This window comes from Bradyrhizobium sp. USDA 336 (assembly GCF_044908355.1).
Classification (GTDB): domain Bacteria; phylum Pseudomonadota; class Alphaproteobacteria; order Rhizobiales; family Xanthobacteraceae; genus Bradyrhizobium; species Bradyrhizobium yuanmingense.
This window is the reverse complement of record NZ_JBIYDC010000002.1, coordinates 6,269,608-6,286,375: the sequence shown is the minus strand read 5'-3', so window position 1 is coordinate 6,286,375 and position 16,768 is coordinate 6,269,608. Positions and strand designations below refer to the sequence as shown.

The following is a 16,768-nucleotide window of genomic DNA, read 5'->3' as shown; positions in this document are numbered from 1 at the left end:
TTCTGCAGCGGTGCGCTGCAGAGCCGGGGCCTATGCTGCCGCATCCTGGGTCCCGGCTCGCGCTTCGCGCGTCCGGGACACGAGAGCTACGGCTTCACGAACGTCGCCCGGTACAGCGCCGGATACCTCGCGCCCTGCAAGCCGCCGCGCGCGACGTAGAACGCGATCAGCGCACTCCACAGGCCGGCATTGCCGAACGATTGCAGCGCCAGCCAGGCGGCGAAGAAGATCGCGAGCGAGAGCAGCATCAGATTGCGCATCTCCCGCGCCCAGGTCGCGCCGACATAGATGCCGTCGAAACCGAAGGCGAACACGCCGGGGACCGGCGCCAGCACGATGAAGGGCAGGAACTCGCGCGCGGCGCGGCGGACGTCCTCGCTCGCCGTCATGACGTTGATGATGTCAGGGCCGAACGCTGCGAACAGCACGGCGACGACGATTGCGAAGCCGAGCCCCCAGAGCAGCACCAGCCTGGTCGAATCCGCAAATCCCTTGGCGTCGCGTCCGCCAAAGGCGCGGCCGCAGAGCTGCTGGGCCGCGTTGGCAAGGCCGTCGAGGAAGAAGGCGCTGACCAGGAGGAAATTGTTGAGCACGGAGTTCGCCGCCAGCGTGACGTCGCCGGCCCGCGCGCCCTTGGCGGTGAAGAACAGGAACACGGCGATCAGCGCCGCAGTGCGGATCAGGATGTCGGTGTTGACAGCCAGGAGCCGCATCAGCTTGTCGCGATCGAACAGCATCGCGCGAGGCACGGCAAAACCGCCGACCGCATGGCGCCTGCACACGATCACGCCGAGCATGAAGCCGATCGTCTCGGACAGAAGCGCGGCGATCGCCGCGCCGGCAATGCCGGTGTCGTAGACCAGCACCAGCAGGATCGTCGCGACCATGTTGACGAGGTTGATGACAACCTGAAGCACAAGGGCCGGATTGGCGCGGGCCTGCCCCACCAGCCAGCCGAGGATGACGTAATTGGCGAAGGCGAAAGGCGAGGACCAGATCCGGATCATGAAATAGGTCTTTGCGGCCTGCGTCACGCCCTCGCTGCCGCCCATCAGGTCAAACAGTGCGCCTGCCAGCGGCAGCTGCAGCACGATCAGCGCCGCGCCGATCAGGCCGGCGACGATGAAGCCGCGCACCAGGATCACGGTCTGCTCCCGCGTCTCGCCCGCGCCGAGCGCCTGCGCGGTGAAGGCGAGGGTGCTCATGCGCAGGAAGCCGAACAGCCAGAACAGGCAGTCGAAGATGACGGAGGCCATCGCGACGCCGCCGAGCAGCGCGGCATCGTCGAGCCGTCCGATCGCGGTGGTCGAGACCACGCCGATCAGCGGCGTCGTGAGGTTCGCGATCATCGCAGGACCTGCGATGGCGAAGACCTGCCGGCTACCGACGCGGTGATGGACGGGCGCGTGCATGTTTCAGAACACGAGCACCATGCCGTCTTCGGCGGCGAGGTGCTCGACCTCGCCCAGGCGCGAGAGCATGTCGTCGCTCATATGGGTGAGGACGAGCCGCTTGGCGCCGATGTCGGGCAGATGCTGTTCCAAGGTCTTCAGGCTGAGGTGATTCTTGACCACCTTCTCGTACATATAGGCTTCGGCGATGAAAAGGTCCGCGCCATGCGCCAGCGGAATGAGCGTCTCCGTCCATTCGGTATCGGCGGTGTAGGCGAGCGTGCGGCCCTCGGCCGCGACGCGATAGGCTAGGAACGGTCCGCCCGATTCGCCGTGCACGACCGGATAGGGCGTCACATTCACCGCGGCGAAGTCTCGGCTTTGTCCGGGCGCGAGCTCGACCACGTTCAGCTCGAAGTGCGGCTTGGTGTTCGAGGAATGCTCGAACAGCGCCTCCATCACCTCGCGCAGCCGCCTCTCGATGCCTTGCGGGCCCGCGATCGTCAGCGGCCGCATTCGCCGCGAGAATTGCGCGTCGAGCAGAAAGAACGGCAGGCCGGCAAAATGGTCGCCATGGAAATGCGTGATCAGGATCAGCTCGATGTCGCCCCGATCGATCTCGAGCCGCTTCAGCGCCGGCAAAGCCGACGCACCGCAATCGATCAGGAAGTTCGCTTTGCGCCCCGAGACGTGGAAGCAGGTGTTGAGCCTGCCGCCGGAACCGAAGGCATCACCGCAGCCGACGAACCGCAATTGCATCGGCTGCGCACTCCCTCAATCCGATCCTTACCTGCCGCGTGGCGCGCCGAACACGCGCGACAGCAGCCAGATCGGAATCACGATAACCGCACCGAGCAGGAAGTAGCGCCACAGCCAGTTCACCGCGTCGAAGCCGAGGTCCCACAGCCGCTGGAACAGGAGGCGGATGCTGTGGATGATGTTCCAGGGGTCGAAGCCGATCGTCGCCAGCACGACGCCGACCAGGATCGAGAGCAGCGCCAGGCGGAACGCGACCGCCAGCGGCGAGCCGCCGAGAAAGCGGTGCAGGCCGTCGCTGCGGCCGGCCGGCAAATCTCTGACGTCTTGGACCATCGCAAACTCCTGAAGCGGATTCGAACCCATTATAGGGCACGGCGGGGGACATGGGGAACCCGCAAGGGGCCGTCAATCGGATTACGGGAGTTTAATTCGGACGGTCGGTCACCTCTCCCGCGACGCTATTGAGAGTGTTTGCCTGCGGCCATCCTTCGAGACGCCCGCTTCGCGGGCTCCTCAGGATGAGGACGGAGTGCGCGGCAGCAGCTATAACGTGCACCGACGCCGATTAGCCTCATCCTGAGGAGACCGCGAAGCGGTCGTCTCGAAGGACGAGGCGCGCGCTCAGGCGCCGCCAAAATTCGGCTCAGCGCGCGCCTCACACCTCGATCTCCGCCGCCTCTTCCTTCAGCATCTTCTCCAGCGTCCCCAGCCGGTCGGCCTCGCGCGGCGGCTTGTCCCAGCGCAGGCGGCTGATGCGGGGGAAACGCATGGCGACGCCGGATTTGTGCCGGGGCGAGCGCTGCAATCCCTCGAAGGCGACTTCCAGCACCAGCCCCTTGTCGCCCTCGTGCACAACGTGACGCACGGGGCCGAACTTTTCCGTGGTGTTGCGGCGGACGAAGCGGTCGATCTGCAGGAGCTCCTCGTCGGTGAAGCCGAAATAGGCTTTTCCAACCGGCACCAGCTCCTCGCCGTTCTCGGTCTCGGTCCAGACGCCGAAGGTGTAGTCGGAATAATAGGACGAGCGCTTGCCGTGGCCGCGCTGCGCATACATCAGCACGGCGTCGATGATGTGCGGGTCGCGCTTCCACTTCCACCATTGGCCCTTCGGCCGCCCCGGCAAATAAGGCGCATCGCGCCGCTTCAGCATGACGCCTTCGACGGCGTCCGCATCCTCGCCGGCGCCGGCGCTGGCGGGATCGGCCCGCGCGGCGGTGAGTGCTTCCCAGCTATCGAAGGGCACGGTGGGCGAGAGATCGATGCGGGGATCGTCGAGCTTTGCGATGAACCGCTCCAGCCGCTCGCGCCGCTCGGCAAAAGGCAGCTCGCGCAGATCGTTCTCGTCGTCGCCGAGCAGATCGTAGGCGCGCAGGTGAATCGGAAACTCCTTGATCAGCTTCGGCGAGACGACCTTGCGGTTGAGCCGCTGCTGCAACACGTTGAAGCTCTGCACCCGGCCTTCGCGCAGGATCAAGAGTTCGCCGTCGATCGCGCCCGGCAGGCGCAGCGACGGCACGAGATCCGGAAAGCTTCCCGTGATGTCCTCGCCGGTGCGCGAATAGAGCCGCGCGGTGATATGGCCGCGCTCGTCGCGCCCCGCCACCGCCTGCACCCGGATGCCGTCCCATTTCCATTCGGCGATGTAATCGGCGGCATCGAGCGCGGCGAAATCCGCATCCTCGATCGCATGAGCCAGCATCACGGGCCGGAACGGCGCGGGATCGCGGTTGACAGGCTTGTCGCCGCGGCCCTCCAGCCAGGCGAACAGGTCGAGATAGGGCGGGACGAGCCCCGGCCAGATCAGCTCGATCTCGTGCGGGTCCTTGTCGCCGAGCGCGGCGGCCGCAGTCTTGGCAAGGCGCGCGGAGATGCCGATCCGCAAGCTCCCGGTGACGAGCTTCAGCAGCGCCCAGCGGCCGGTCTCATCTAGCTCGTCGAGCCAGCGCGCGAGCTGCTTGGGCAACTCGGTCTTGCCGAGCGTGCGCAGCGTGGTGACGACTTCGGTGAGGCTCGGTGGCGGCGGGTTGTTGTGGGCGGCGAGCGCGGCCTTCGGCCACATCAGCGCCACCGTCTCGGAGAGATCGCCGACATAATCGTAGCTCAGCCCGAACAGCACCTCATCGGTGCGTGCCGCGATGAGATCGCGGATCAGCGCGGGCTTGGCGTGCTTGAAGCTGAGTGCGCCGGTCAGCGCAGCCAGTGCATAGCCGCGGTCGGGATCGCCGACCTCGCGAAAATAGCCGGTGATCAGCCGCAGCTTGTTGTTGCGGCCGGGCTCATAGGCGATGCGGTCGAGCAGCTCGGCGAAGCGGTTCATGCTTCGGCCTCGCCTTGAATCGGCGTCTCGCTCTCCTCCTCGTCGCCATAGCCGACGAGATCGAGCGGCCGTGCCTTCAGGCCTTTGCTCCGGCACCAATGCACCAGCGCATCTTCCTGGCCGTGGGTGACCCAGATCTCTCCGGCGCCGGTCGACGCGATGGTCGCGGTGAGGCCGTCCCAATCGGCGTGGTCGGAGATCACCAGCGGCAGCTCGACGCCGCGCTGCCGCGCCCGGGCGCGCACGCGCATCCAGCCCGAGGCGAAGGCGGTGACCGGATCGGGAAAGCGCCGCGTCCAGAGATCGGAGGTGGCCGAGGGCGGCGCCAGTGTGATGGTGCCGGCGAGCGCCGCCTTCTTCATGCCCTTCACTGGTTTGAGCTCGCCGAGGTCGATCCCGCGGCTCTGATAATAATGCGTGATCGTCTCCATCGCGCCATGCAGGTAGATCGGCGCATCATAGCCGGCCTGACGCAGCAGCTTGATCACGCGCTGCGCCTTGCCGAGCGAATAGGCGCCGACGAGATGCGCGCGCTCCGGAAACAGCGCGACGGAAGCCAGCAGCTTCTTGACCTCGTCGCTCGCATCGCCATGCCTGAACACCGGCAGGCCGAACGTCGCCTCGGTGATGAAGACATCGCATGGCACCAGCTCGAACGGCGTGCAGGTCGGGTCCGGCGCGTCCTTGTAGTCGCCGGAGGCGACGATGCAGGTGTCCTTGCACGAGACGGCGACCTGCGCCGATCCCAGCACGTGGCCGGCCGGGTGAAACTTAATCTTGACATCGCCGAGCCGGATTTCCTCGCCATAGCGGATCGCCTGGGTCGAGCCGGCGAAATTCTCGCCGTAACGCAGCCGCATCATGTCCAGCGTTTCCTGCGTCGCCAGCACCGCGCCGTGGCCGGCACGGGCATGGTCGGAATGGCCGTGGGTGATCACGGCCCGCTCCACGGGGCGGACGGGGTCGATATGGAAGCCGCCGGGCTTGCAGCACAGGCCGGCAGCATTTGGCAGCAGGATGTCTTGCGGACGCATGCCTGTTATATAAGTCGAACCATTACATCTTCGAGTCACTTACCCATTTCGTTTCCTGGTTCCTCAATGCCGCTCCGCCTGTTCCTGACCTCCGGCGATCTCATGGCCGACCGCCGTTTCGAGTTCGCGCGCGATCTCCAGCTCAAGGGCGACCTTCCCGCCGCGGCCGACCTCCTGGAGCAGGCGATCGATCTCGCGCCCAACTTCACCTCGGCCTGGTTCACGCTCGGCGAGATCCGTCAGCAGCTCGGCCAGCGCGACAAGGCCATCGCGGCCTTTCGTGAAGCGCGGCGATGCGACCCCGGGGATCAGCACGGCGCCGGCCTGCACCTGATGCGGCTCGGCGATACCGAAATGACGGAGATGCCCAAGGCCTACGTGCAGGCGCTGTTCGACCAGTACGCGCCGCGCTTCGAGCACGCCCTGATCAACGATCTCGGCTATCGCGCCCCCACGCTGATCTTCAAGGCGGTGCTGGCGGCGCGCGTCGCGGCCAAGAAGCCCGCCTACTTCAAGCGCACCATCGATCTCGGCTGCGGCACCGGGCTCGCGGCCGCTGCCTTCGCCAAGCAGGTCGACCATTTCACCGGCATCGATTTGTCGCCCGGCATGATCAAGGAGGCGCGGGCGACGAACCTCTATGCCGAGCTCGAAGTGGCCGACATGATCGACGGCCTGCGCGGCAAGGCCGACGCGAGCGCGAACCTCGTCGTGGCCGCGGATGCGTTCGTCTATCTCTCCGAGCTCGCACCGGTGCTGAGCGAAGTAAGGCGCGTGCTCGTCTCAGGCGGCGTGCTCGCCTTCACGCTGGAGACGCATGCGGGCGACGGCATCGTGCTCGGCGACGGCCTGCGTTATGCCCATTCCGCGGAATATGTGCGCGGCGCCATCGCGAAGGCGGGGTTGAAGCTGCTGAGGCTGGACCCGGCCTCGCCGCGCAACGAGAACAACGAGCCGGTGCGTGGCCTCGTCGTCGTTGCCGAGAAAACTTGAGTCTAGGCGCTAACGCCTGCCGATTTGAGCGTCATTGCGTCGCAAAGCTGCGACTTCCCACTTGCGAGCCGAGCTGCGATGTCAGCACAATGCGCGCATCAGGGAGAAAACAACAATGACCAAGAATCCATCGCGGCGCGATTTCAGCGCCGGCACACTCGCCACCATCGCCGCATCGACATTGCCCGCGCCCTACGTCTGGGCCGCGGAGAAGAAATACGATGCGGGCGCCAGCGACACCGAGATCAAGATCGGTCAGACCGTGCCGCATTCCGGCCCCGGCTCGCTCTACGGCGTGCTCGGCCGCGTCGGCGAAGCCTATTTCCAGATGCTGAACGAGAAGGGCGGCATCAACGGGCGCAAGGTCAAGTTCCTCACCATGGACGACGCCTACAGCGCGCCGAAATGCGTCGAGGCCACGCGCCGCCTGGTCGAGCAGGAAGAAGTGCTCGCATTGTACGGCTCGCTCGGCACCGCGCCGCAGACCGCCGTGCACAAATACCTGAACTCCAAGGGCGTGCCGCAGCTGTTGCTCAACACCGGCGCGTCGAAGTGGAATAATCCGAAAGAGTTCAAGTGGACGATGGCGGGCCTGCCGCTCTATCCGACCGAGGCGCGCATCCTCGCGCGCCACGTCGTCAGCGTGAAGCCGAACGCGAAGATCGGCATCCTCTACCAGAACGACGACTTCGGCCGCGACTTCCTCGGTCCCTTCAAGAAGGTGCTGACTGACGCCGGCGGCACCGCGCAAGTGATCATGGAGCAGACCTATGATCTCACCGAGCCGACCGTCGATTCCCAGCTCATCAATCTCTCCAAGTCCGGAGCCGACGTCTTCTACAACATCTCGACCGGCAAGGCCTCGTCGCAGTCGATCCGGAAAGTGGCCGAGCTCGGCTGGAAGCCTCTGCACCTCCTGTCCGCCGGCTCCACCGGTCGTTCGATCCTCAATGCCGCGGGCCTCGATAACGCTACCGGCATCGTCGCGATCCGCTACAACAAGGAGGTCGGCCTGCCGAAATGGGAGAAGGACCCGGACGTGATGGCGTTCGAGGAGCTGCGCAAGAAGTACACGCCGGCGATCGACCCCGACAACACCATCGCTTTCGCCGGCTACGGGCAGGCCGCCACCATGGCCGAGATCCTGCGCCGCTGCGGCAATGAGCTGACCCGCGCCAACGTGCTGAAGCAGGCATCGAACCTCCAAGGTTTCCACTCGCCCTATTTCCTCGACGGCGTCACCTACAGCTACACGCCCGAGGACTACACGCCGATGAAGACGCTGTTCATCTCCACCTTCACCGGCAAGGACTGGGACATCTCGGATAAGCCGATGTCTGAGTAGCACTCACATCGTCATGGCCGGGCTTGTCCCGGCCATCCACGCCCTTCCACACGGCACAAAGAACGTGGATGCCCGGGACAAGCCCGGGCATGACGGCCTCCGCTGATTTTCAAATGCGATTGGACTTTGCTCTGCCAGCAGAGCGGAAGCGCAGCTAGCTGGCCATCACCAGCCGATACGCCTGCGCTGCATTCACACCGAAAGCCTTGTCGCGCACACGCGGGCCGAGCCGCGCCAGGCAGGCCTCCAGCGCGGTCGTGATCTCGCCGTAGCTTCCCGCGAGCAGGCATACGGGCCAGTCCGATCCGAAGATCAGCCTGTCCTCGCCGAAACATTTCGCGGCGTGCTCCACGAACGGAAACAGCCGTTCCGCATTCCAATCGTTCCAGACCGCCTCGGTCGCCAATCCCGAGATCTTGCACCAGACATTGCCGCAGGCAGCCAGCGCCGCGATGCGCTCGGACCATTCGGCGCTGCCGCCTTCGGCGATCGGCGGCTTGGCGGCGTGATCGAGCACGAAACGCGCGTGCGGAAAGGCCTGCGCGGTTGCGACCGCCGCGGGCAGCTCGCGGCTGCGGACAAGGAAATCGTAAGCGAGATCGTGGGCGAACACGGCCGTGAGTCCGCGCTGGACGTCCTCGCGCAGCAGCCAATCCGCATCAAGCTCGTCGTGGACCTGGTGGCGGATGCCGACCAGCTTGTTGCCACCAGGCAGAGCGCGCAGCCGGTCGAGCGTCTCGCCGAGCGCCGCATCGGTGAGATCGGCCCAGCCGACCACGCCGATCACCGAGGGCGTCGCATCCGCGATACGCAGAAACTCCTCGGTCTCCTCCAGCGCTGAGCGGCATTGCACCAGGATGCTGGCGTCGATGCCGTTCGCCTGTAGCAGCGGCGCGAGATCGGCCGGGCCGAAGGCACGGCGGATCGGCGCCAGCTCGTCCGCTTCCATCCAGGGATAATCGGCGCGCGCCGGATCCCAGAAATGCTGGTGGGCATCGACGATCATGTCCTACGCTCCGCCGGGAAATGGCGCGCGCGCATCGACCAGCTTTCGTGCCCGCAGCTCCTGCCAGAATGCCGGCGGCACCGCCTTCTCGGACATCGCGACGTTGTCGGCGACTTCGGCGGCATTGCGCGCGCCCATCACGGCGACCGTCACCGCCGGATGGGCCATGCAGAATTGCAGCGCGGCGGCTTTCAGCTCGGTGCCGTGCCTGCGGCAGAGTTCGTCGAGCTCCAGCGCGCGTGCCACGAGCGCAGCGTCAGCATCCTGATAGTTGAATTTCGCGCTCGCCCGCGGATTGGCCAGGATGCCGCTGTTGTAGATGCCGCCGAGCAGGATGCCGATATTGCTGGCCTGGCACAGCGGAAACAGCGCATCCAGCGCGCCCTGGTCGAGCAGCGTGTAACGGCCAGCGAGCAGGAAGCAGTCGACCGGCACGGCCTCGGCGAAGCGGGCCAGCATCTCGGACTGGTTCATGCCGGCGCCGATCGCCTTCACCGTGCCGTCCTCGCGCAGGCGCTGGAGCGCGCGGAAGGCGCCGCTGACGGCATCGTCATAATGATCGTCCGGATCATGCACGAGAAGGACGTCGACGCGGTCGAGGCCGAGGCGCTGCAGGCTCTCCTCCACCGACCGCATCACGCCGTCATAGCTGAAATCGAACACCGGCCGTTCGCGCGGCGTGCCCTTGTAGTGCTCGTCCTCCGGGGCAGCGCCATCAGGTGCGCGCAGCAGGCGGCCGACCTTGGTCGAGATAGCATAGGAGTCTCGCCTCTGTTGCCGCAGGAAGGCGCCCAGCCGCCGCTCCGCGAGGCCGAAGCCGTAGAGCGGGGCGGTGTCGAAGAATCGGACACCGAGCGACCAGGCCCGTTCGATCGTCCCGTGCGCATCGGCATCGCTGACGGGCGAGAACAATCCGCCGAGCGGGGCTGAACCGAGGCCGATCGAGGTGACATCGAGCGCGCCGAGCCGCGATCTTTTCATTCCCATGCCTTCCAGCGATCGTCGTCCATTCCAAATCATCTCTCCCGCTTGCGGAAACCGCAAGCGGGAGAGGCATGCAGAAGCGCGGGGCTGGGCAGCGCTCCTACTTCAACATCTTCGCGACGTTGTCCTTGGTGACGAGATCGAGGCCGGTGTAGACGATCTCCGGCACCTTCTCGCCCTTCTTGATGGCGAGCAGCGTGTCCATCGCCTTCTCGCCCATCTCGAACGGACGCTGGCCGACCAGCGCATTGGCATAGCCGTCACGCAGCAGCTCGAGCTGCATCTTCAGCGTATCGGCGACGACCAGCGTGAACTTGCCGGAATCGATGTCCTTCTTGTTCCTGCTGGCGAAGGCTTTGAAGCCTTCGGGCGCGAACATCGGCCAGCCGCCGATCGGAACGATGGCGGCGAGATCCGGCGTTGCGGTACGCATGTCCGTCATCTGCTGGACCGCGAGCGCGGGATCGTCGTTGCAGAAGCTCGGCGAACCCGCGACCTCGGTCCATTTCGAGCCCTTCAGCGCCTCGCGCACGCCGTCGACACGCTCGGCCAGGTTCTTGGCGCCGGGACCGCCGGAGACCATGGCGTATTTGCCGCCGTCAGGCCGCAATTTCAGCAATTCCTTGCCGAGGGCCAGGCCGAACTCCTTGTTGTTGGTGCCGATATAGGCGATGCGCTTGGAGCCCGGCGCGTCGGCATCGAAGGTGATGACGGGAATGCCGGCGGCGGTCGCCGCCTCGATCGACTTGGTCATGGCCGCGACGTCCGCGACCGAGATGGCGAGACCGTCGACCTTCTGCGTGATGAAGTCCTGGATGATCTGGGCCTGGTTCGCCGGCTCATGCTCGACCGGTCCCTTGTAGATGCACTCGATGTTGCCGAGCTCCTTGGCGCGCTTCAGACAGCCGTCGCGCGAAAAATCGAAGAACGGATTGTTCATCGCCTTCGGCACGATGACGAAGCGGTAGTTCGCAGCAAATGCCGGCGTGGCCATCATCGCAACCGCGATGCCGGCAAGAAGCAGTTTCCTCATTGTCTCCTCCACTCTTGTTGGTGCCTATCCCCTCGAAAGCCCCCGGGAAGCGGATAGGCGGCGTTTTCCTTGCCTTCCCGAGATGTCGTCATGTTAGGTCATCCGCGAGCGGACGCGGTCGACCAGCACAGCCAGAATGATGATCACGCCGACCAGCGTCTGCTGCCAGTACGAGCTGACCTGGGCCAGCACGAGGCCGTTGCGGATCACCTCCAGCAGCACGCAGCCGACGATGGCTCCGAGCGGACCGCCGATGCCGCCGGCGAGATTAGCACCGCCGATCACGGCCGCCGCGATCACGTTGAGCTCGTAGGACATCGCCATGTTGGCCGGCGCCGATCCGAGCCAGCCGGAGATGATGATGCCCTGCAGGCCCGCGGCGAGCGCGCAGATCACGTAGACCTCGATCTTCACCCGCACCACCGGAATGCCGGTGAGCTCGGCCGCCTTCTCGTTGCCGCCGAGCGCGAAGACGTGGCGGCCGAACGAGGTGTGGTGCAGCACCACGGCCATGGTCAGCGCCAGGATCACGAGATAGATGAACGGCGCCGGCACGCCGAGCACGTCACCGGACGTGAGCGCGTAGAAATAATCGGCGTCCGGCCCGCCCGGGAAGCTGCCGCGCCCGTTGGAGACGACATAGCCGAGCCCGCGCACGATCGAGAGCATGCCGAGCGTGGTGACGAAGGGCGACAGGCCGAGCACGGCGATGCAGAAGCCGTTGACGAGGCCTGCAATCAGCGCGGCGCCGAGGCCGGCGAGGATCGAGATGAGCAGGATCAGCCCCGGCACATTGGCCAGCACGGTCTTGCCGTCCGCCGCCATGTGCACCAGCGGCGAGCCGGGCGCCGACAGCTCGGTCATCACCATCGATGTGATCATGGCGGAAAAGCACATCATCGATCCTACCGACAGGTCGATGCCGCCGGTGATGATCACGAAGGTGACGCCGAGCGTCGCGATGGCGATGAAGGAAAAGTTCTTCGCCACGTTCTGCATGTTGCCCTGGGTGAAGAAGTAGGGGCTGGCGAAATGCATGATCACCAGCAGCACCGCCAGCGCGAGCAGGACGTAGCCGGTCTGCGAGGCGAAGATGCCGCGCTGCCACCACCTGATCTTGCCGACATTGGTGAAGCTGATCGGGGATTCCAAGGGCATGGCCATCACGCCGCCTCCTTCGCACCGGTGATGAGGGCGGTGACCTCCTCGGGGGAGGTCTGGTGAATCGACTTGTCGGCGCGCTTCTCGCCGCGCCGCATGACGACGACGCGGTCGCATACGGCGAACACGTCGGGCATGCGGTGCGAGATCAGCATCACGGCGACGCCCTGCTCCTTCAGCCGGTGGATCAGGCCGAGCACCTGCTCGACCTGGCGCACCGAGATCGCGGCGGTCGGCTCGTCCATCATCACCAGCCGCGCATTGGACAGCCGGGTGCGCGCGATCGCGACGGCCTGGCGCTGGCCGCCCGACATCTGCCTGACGAGATCGTCCGGGCGCGTTTCCGAACGCAGCTCGCCGAACAGCTCCAGCGCGCGCGATGCCATCGCCTTGTGGTCGAGCAAGGCAATCGGTCCGAACCTGCGCTTCAACTCGCGGCCGAGAAAGACGTTGGCGGCGGCCGTGAGATTATCCGCCAGCGCGAGGTCCTGGTAGACGACCTCGATGCCGACGGCGCGGGCATCGACCGGCCGGTTGAAATGCACCGCGCTGCCGGCAAAGCGCATCTCGCCATGCGTGGGGCGGAAGTTGCCGGCGATGATCTTCACCAGCGTCGACTTGCCGGCGCCGTTGTCGCCCATCAGGCCGACCACCTCGCCGGGCCAGACCTGCATGTCGACGTCGTGCAGCGCGCGAATCGCGCCGAACTCCTTGCCGATGCCGGTGAGCTCGAGCACCGGTGTCGCGTCAGTCTTCGTCATCAGCGGCGTTTCCTCAGACATAGCGGTTGACCAGGGATTCCAGATATTCCTGCCGGCCCGAGCGCGGCTGCGGATCGAAGCCGGGAGACATCGCGCGGTCGGCGAGATCGGCAAGCGAACGCTGGCCGCCGAGAATGGCGCGGCCCTCCGGGCCGGCCCAGCCCTCGTAGCGCTTTGCAAGCGGCGCACTCAGCGTGCCGGCGTCGAGCATGTCGGCGGCGGCGAGGAAGGCGCGCGCGCAGGCATCCATCGAGCCGACATGGGCATGGATGAGATCATCGGGGTCGATCGACTGGCGGCGGATCTTGGCATCGAAATTCAGCCCGCCGGTGGTGAAGCCGCCGCGGTTCAGGATCTCGTGGAACACCAGCGCCAGCTCCGGCACGTTCATCGCGAACTGGTCGGTATCCCAGCCGAGCAGATCGTCGCCGCGGTTGATGTCGAGCGAGCCGAACACGCCGAGCGCCTCGGCCAGCGCGACCTCGTGATGGAAGGAATGGCCGGCGAGAATGGCGTGGTTCTGCTCGATGTTGAGCTTGACGTCCTTGAGCAGGTCGTAGCGTTCGAGGAAACCGTAGCAGGTGGCGACGTCGAAATCATATTGATGCTTGGTCGGCTCCTTCGGCTTCGGCTCGATCAGCAGCGGGCCCTTGAAGCCTATTTTGTGCTTGTGCTCGACGACGAGCGAGACGAAGCGGCCGAGCTGGTCGAGCTCGCGCTTGAGATCGGTGTTGAGCAGCGTCTCGTAGCCCTCGCGTCCGCCCCACAGCACGTAGTTCTGCCCACCGAGCCGGTGCGTCACCTCCAGTGCAGCACGAACCTGGCCGGCGGCATAGGTGAAGATGTCGGGATCCGGATTGGTCGCGGCGCCCGCCATGTAGCGGCGGTGCGTGAACAGGTTCGCAGTGCCCCAGAGCAGGCGAACCTTGCTCGATGCCATCTTCTGCTCGAACAGATCGGCGATGGCGTTGAGGTTGGCGACGGACTCGGCGAGCGAAGCGCCCTCCGGCGCCGCATCGACGTCGTGGAAGGTGAAGAAGGGGACGTCCAGCAGGCGGAACAGCTCGAAGGCGGCATCGGCCTTGGCGCGGGCCATCGCCATCGCGTCGGTGCCGTGGTGCCAAGGCCGCAGGAAGGTCTCGCCACCGAAGGGATCGCCGCCCGGCCAGCAGAACGAATGCCAATAGCAGACCGCAAAGCGCAAGTGATCCTCGAGCCGGCGGCCATGCACCAGGCGGTCCTTGTCGTACCAGCGGAAGGCGGGCGCGCCTTCGGCATCCTTGCCGCCGAAGGCGACGGGTGCACTTGCATCGAAGAATTTGGCTGGCGCGTTCACTTAAGACTCCTTCAATGCGGGATAAAGCGCGCGCCATCGCCGATAGGCCTCGTCATATGCCGCGGCGACGGACGGGCGGGGTGTGAAGCTTGCGAGCCGCCGCGGGCGCGTGCAGACGTTCGCGGGGTTCTCGCCGGTCGCGGCGAGCCGGCCGAGCCGCGCAGCGCCGAGCGCGGCGCCGACCTCGCCTTCCTCGACGCGGTGGACGGGCATGCCGAGCACGTCGGCGCAGATCTGGGCCCACAGCGGCGAGCGCGAGCCGCCGCCGACGAGATCGACCTCGGCGATCGGCCCGCTGGCTGCGCTCAGCGCCGCCAGATTGTCGCGCGCGGCAAAGGCGACGCCTTCGAGCACCGCCTGCACGATCTGGGAACGTCCGATCGCGCCGCGCAGGCCGACGAAGGCGCCGCTGGCGGCGGCATCGTTGTGTGGCGTGCGCTCGCCGTCGAGATAAGGCAGGAACTGGACCGTGCCAGGTGCATCGACGCGCTCGCCGAGCGGTGCCAGGAGCGCTGCGGCCGGCGTCTCCATCACGCCGGCAAGCCAGGCGAGCGAGGCTGCGGCCGACAGCATCACGCCCATCTGGTGCCAGAGGCCGGGCAGCGCGTGGCAGAAGGCATGCACCGCCGAAGCCGGCGCGGGGGCGAAGCGATCGGTGACGCGGAACAGGACGCCCGACGTTCCCAGCGACAGGAATGCATCGCCCGGCGCGATGGCGCCGAGCCCGATCGCGCTGGCCGCATTGTCGCCGGCGCCGCCCGCGACGACGACATTTTTCGCCATGCCCCAGCGCTGCGCGTATTCAGGCGCGAGCACTCCGCTCGCCGCACTGCCCTCGACGAGGCGCGGCATGTGGTGCAGATCGAGCCCGGTGGCATGCAGCAGCAGCGCGGACCAGCGGCGCAGGCCGACGTCGAGCCACAGCGTGCCTGACGCGTCCGACATGTCCTCGACCATCTCGCCGGTGAGGCGATAGCGGACATAGGCCTTCGGCAGCAGCACCTTTGCCACGCGGTCGAAGATCTTCGGCTCGTGCCGTGCCACCCAGAGCAGCTTCGGCGCGGTGAAGCCCGGCATCGCGAGATTGCCGGCGATCGCGTGCAGCGAGGGACAGCGCCGCTCCAGCGTGGCGCATTCGGCCTGCGAGCGGCCGTCGTTCCAGAGGATGGCCGGACGCAGCGGGCGGCCGTCCTCGCCAAGCAGCGTCGCGCCATGCATCTGACCAGACAGGCCGATGCCGCGCACCTGCGCGACCTCGCGCGAATGGCGCGCGGCGAGATCGTCGACCGCGCCGACGGCCGCATCGACCCAGGCGTCGGGATCCTGCTCGGACCACAGCGGCGCCGGGTGCGACAGCGCAAGCTCGCGCGCGGCCGTCGCGGTCACCGCGCCGGCTTCGCTCACAAGCATCGCTTTCACACCGGACGTGCCGATGTCGATCCCGAGATACAAATCGTCCTCCCTTTCGCCTGCCGCGGGAGCGCGATCTTGCGTCGCTTTTCCCCGCCGGCGGTCCCGTTTCCAAGTTCACCTGCCGCTAGGGCAGATTGTCCCGCATCACAATGTCGATCCGGATCTTCTCCTGTTCACTCAAGATCGGCTCGCCGCGGGCGAGCGCGAGCAGCACGCGGACGGCCGCGCGCGCTTCATGTCCGGGGTTCTGCGAGATCGCGGCATCCATCACGCCCTGCAGTAGCAAGCGGCGCGTCAACGCGGTAACGTCGTGCCCGACGAACACCACCTGCTTGTCACGCCCGGCCGCGCCCGAGGCCTTGTCGTTCAACGCCTTGCCGTTCAGCGCTTTGGCGACGCCCTGCGTGCCGGCGCCGACGTTGTAGAGACCGACGATGTCGGGATGCTTGCCAAGCAGCCGCGCCAGCAGCTGCTCCGAACGATCGTCCTCGTCGCGCCCTTCCAGCACCGGCAGCACGCTGAGATCGGGGAATTCCGTCGCCATTACCTGGTTGAAGCCGAAGATGCGCTCGGCATGGTCGCGCAGGCCCTGCGAGCCCGCGATGATCGCGACCTTGCCGGACCTCTGGCCGACCAGGCGTCCGACCAGCGCGCCGGCGGTGCGGCCCGCGGCGATGTTGTCGATGCCGACATAATGGTGGCGGCGCGACGACGGCACGTCCGAGACCAGCGTCACGACCTTGGTGCCGGCATCGACGAGGTCGTTGATGGCGGCGCGGACGCTCGGATGGTCCAGCGCCACCACGGCGACGCCGTCGTAGTCGCCCGACAACGCCTCAAGCGAGGCCGCGAGCGCGGCAGGCTCGAATACGTCGCTTGCGATCATCTCGACATTGAGGCGGCGGGCCGACAGCCAGGCCGCCATCTCGCCGAGATAGGCCTCGATCTGCTGCATGAACGGGTTCGGACCCGACGGCATCACGAAGGCGAAACGGCGGGCGCGGCCGCGCGCGAGCTCGGCGGCGGCCACGTGCGGCTGGAACGAATTGCGCGCGATGGCATCCTTGACGCGTCGGACCGTATCCGGGCGGACCCCCGGCCGGTTGTGCAGCACGCGATCGACCGTGGCGAGGCTGACACCGGCCTCGCGGGCGATGTCCTTCAGCGTCAGCGCAGTCGGTGCGAGGGTCTCGGCCATGGCTGAAGGCTAGCAGAGGTATTTTGAGGTACGCAAC

Annotated in this window: 15 protein-coding genes; 2 read left to right on the top strand and 13 right to left on the bottom strand. The window is 66.5% G+C overall.

The genetic code is table 11. The annotated features are described in order from the left end of the window. Positions 1-86: 86 nt before the first annotated feature. From ABIA45_RS30425 to ABIA45_RS30405, 5 genes are all read right to left on the bottom strand, one after another. Positions 87-1,412, bottom strand: a complete 1,326-nt coding sequence (locus ABIA45_RS30425; RefSeq protein ID WP_404654658.1) for an MATE family efflux transporter — start codon at positions 1,410-1,412, stop codon at positions 87-89. Positions 1,413-1,415: 3 nt separating this feature from the next. Further along, the gene (locus ABIA45_RS30420; RefSeq protein ID WP_404545441.1) at positions 1,416-2,150 is read right to left on the bottom strand and encodes an MBL fold metallo-hydrolase; all 735 of its coding nucleotides are present in this window, start codon (positions 2,148-2,150) and stop codon (positions 1,416-1,418) included. Between the two features lie 27 nt (positions 2,151-2,177). Next, entirely contained in the window at positions 2,178-2,483 is a 306-nt protein-coding gene (locus ABIA45_RS30415) for a DUF6460 domain-containing protein (RefSeq protein WP_271546290.1), read from the bottom strand. A gap of 322 nt (positions 2,484-2,805) precedes the next feature. Next, positions 2,806-4,467 (bottom strand): ATP-dependent DNA ligase, encoded by a 1,662-nt coding sequence (locus ABIA45_RS30410; RefSeq protein WP_404654657.1) that lies wholly within the window; start codon positions 4,465-4,467, stop codon positions 2,806-2,808. Beyond that, the gene (locus ABIA45_RS30405) at positions 4,464-5,501 is read right to left on the bottom strand and encodes a ligase-associated DNA damage response exonuclease (protein ID WP_404654656.1); all 1,038 of its coding nucleotides are present in this window, start codon (positions 5,499-5,501) and stop codon (positions 4,464-4,466) included. Before ABIA45_RS30405 ends, ABIA45_RS30410 begins: the two co-directional genes overlap by 4 nt. A 66-nt stretch (positions 5,502-5,567) precedes the next feature. Here ABIA45_RS30405 and ABIA45_RS30400 point away from each other — a divergent pair, with 66 nt between their 5' ends. Beyond that, entirely contained in the window at positions 5,568-6,494 is a 927-nt protein-coding gene (locus ABIA45_RS30400; protein WP_404654655.1) for a methyltransferase domain-containing protein, read from the top strand. A 115-nt stretch (positions 6,495-6,609) separates the two neighbouring features. Next, the gene (locus ABIA45_RS30395) at positions 6,610-7,839 is read left to right on the top strand and encodes an ABC transporter substrate-binding protein (protein ID WP_275501343.1); all 1,230 of its coding nucleotides are present in this window, start codon (positions 6,610-6,612) and stop codon (positions 7,837-7,839) included. Between the two features lie 154 nt (positions 7,840-7,993). Here ABIA45_RS30395 and ABIA45_RS30390 read toward each other — a convergent pair whose 3' ends face one another. From ABIA45_RS30390 to ABIA45_RS30355, 8 genes are all read right to left on the bottom strand, one after another. Further along, complete coding sequence (locus tag ABIA45_RS30390) at positions 7,994-8,845, bottom strand: amidohydrolase family protein (RefSeq protein ID WP_404654654.1); 852 nt, start codon at positions 8,843-8,845, stop codon at positions 7,994-7,996. 3 nt (positions 8,846-8,848) lie between these two features. Further along, positions 8,849-9,826: an aldo/keto reductase gene (locus tag ABIA45_RS30385; protein WP_404545431.1), complete on the bottom strand. Its 978-nt coding sequence runs from the start codon at positions 9,824-9,826 to the stop codon at positions 8,849-8,851. 103 nt (positions 9,827-9,929) lie between these two features. Further along, the gene (locus ABIA45_RS30380) at positions 9,930-10,862 is read right to left on the bottom strand and encodes a sugar-binding protein (protein WP_057028437.1); all 933 of its coding nucleotides are present in this window, start codon (positions 10,860-10,862) and stop codon (positions 9,930-9,932) included. Positions 10,863-10,955: 93 nt separating this feature from the next. Further along, positions 10,956-12,026: an ABC transporter permease gene (locus ABIA45_RS30375; protein WP_157285690.1), complete on the bottom strand. Its 1,071-nt coding sequence runs from the start codon at positions 12,024-12,026 to the stop codon at positions 10,956-10,958. Further along, the gene (locus ABIA45_RS30370; RefSeq protein ID WP_109145592.1) at positions 12,026-12,784 is read right to left on the bottom strand and encodes an ATP-binding cassette domain-containing protein; all 759 of its coding nucleotides are present in this window, start codon (positions 12,782-12,784) and stop codon (positions 12,026-12,028) included. Before ABIA45_RS30370 ends, ABIA45_RS30375 begins: the two co-directional genes overlap by 1 nt. 13 nt (positions 12,785-12,797) lie before the next feature. Continuing rightward, positions 12,798-14,120, bottom strand: a complete 1,323-nt coding sequence (xylA, locus tag ABIA45_RS30365) for a xylose isomerase (protein ID WP_404654653.1) — start codon at positions 14,118-14,120, stop codon at positions 12,798-12,800. Further along, positions 14,121-15,572, bottom strand: coding sequence for a xylulokinase (xylB, locus tag ABIA45_RS30360; RefSeq protein ID WP_404654652.1), 1,452 nt, complete (start codon positions 15,570-15,572; stop codon positions 14,121-14,123). An 85-nt stretch (positions 15,573-15,657) separates the two neighbouring features. Next, entirely contained in the window at positions 15,658-16,731 is a 1,074-nt protein-coding gene (locus ABIA45_RS30355) for a LacI family DNA-binding transcriptional regulator (RefSeq protein WP_404654651.1), read from the bottom strand. Between the last annotated feature and the right edge of the window lie 37 nt (positions 16,732-16,768).

What these genes read in the sequence shown, in the direction of transcription:
- ABIA45_RS30425 (WP_404654658.1), bottom strand. Translation starts at nt 1,412, where the DNA reads ATGCACGCGCCCGTCCATCACCGCGTCGGTAGCCGGCAGGTCTTCGCC.
- ABIA45_RS30420 (WP_404545441.1), bottom strand. Translation starts at nt 2,150, where the DNA reads ATGCAATTGCGGTTCGTCGGCTGCGGTGATGCCTTCGGTTCCGGCGGC.
- ABIA45_RS30415 (WP_271546290.1), bottom strand. Translation starts at nt 2,483, where the DNA reads ATGGTCCAAGACGTCAGAGATTTGCCGGCCGGCCGCAGCGACGGCCTG.
- ABIA45_RS30410 (WP_404654657.1), bottom strand. Translation starts at nt 4,467, where the DNA reads ATGAACCGCTTCGCCGAGCTGCTCGACCGCATCGCCTATGAGCCCGGC.
- ABIA45_RS30405 (WP_404654656.1), bottom strand. Translation starts at nt 5,501, where the DNA reads ATGCGTCCGCAAGACATCCTGCTGCCAAATGCTGCCGGCCTGTGCTGC.
- ABIA45_RS30400 (WP_404654655.1), top strand. Translation starts at nt 5,568, where the DNA reads ATGCCGCTCCGCCTGTTCCTGACCTCCGGCGATCTCATGGCCGACCGC.
- ABIA45_RS30395 (WP_275501343.1), top strand. Translation starts at nt 6,610, where the DNA reads ATGACCAAGAATCCATCGCGGCGCGATTTCAGCGCCGGCACACTCGCC.
- ABIA45_RS30390 (WP_404654654.1), bottom strand. Translation starts at nt 8,845, where the DNA reads ATGATCGTCGATGCCCACCAGCATTTCTGGGATCCGGCGCGCGCCGAT.
- ABIA45_RS30385 (WP_404545431.1), bottom strand. Translation starts at nt 9,826, where the DNA reads ATGAAAAGATCGCGGCTCGGCGCGCTCGATGTCACCTCGATCGGCCTC.
- ABIA45_RS30380 (WP_057028437.1), bottom strand. Translation starts at nt 10,862, where the DNA reads ATGAGGAAACTGCTTCTTGCCGGCATCGCGGTTGCGATGATGGCCACG.
- ABIA45_RS30375 (WP_157285690.1), bottom strand. Translation starts at nt 12,026, where the DNA reads ATGGCCATGCCCTTGGAATCCCCGATCAGCTTCACCAATGTCGGCAAG.
- ABIA45_RS30370 (WP_109145592.1), bottom strand. Translation starts at nt 12,784, where the DNA reads ATGACGAAGACTGACGCGACACCGGTGCTCGAGCTCACCGGCATCGGC.
- ABIA45_RS30355 (WP_404654651.1), bottom strand. Translation starts at nt 16,731, where the DNA reads ATGGCCGAGACCCTCGCACCGACTGCGCTGACGCTGAAGGACATCGCC.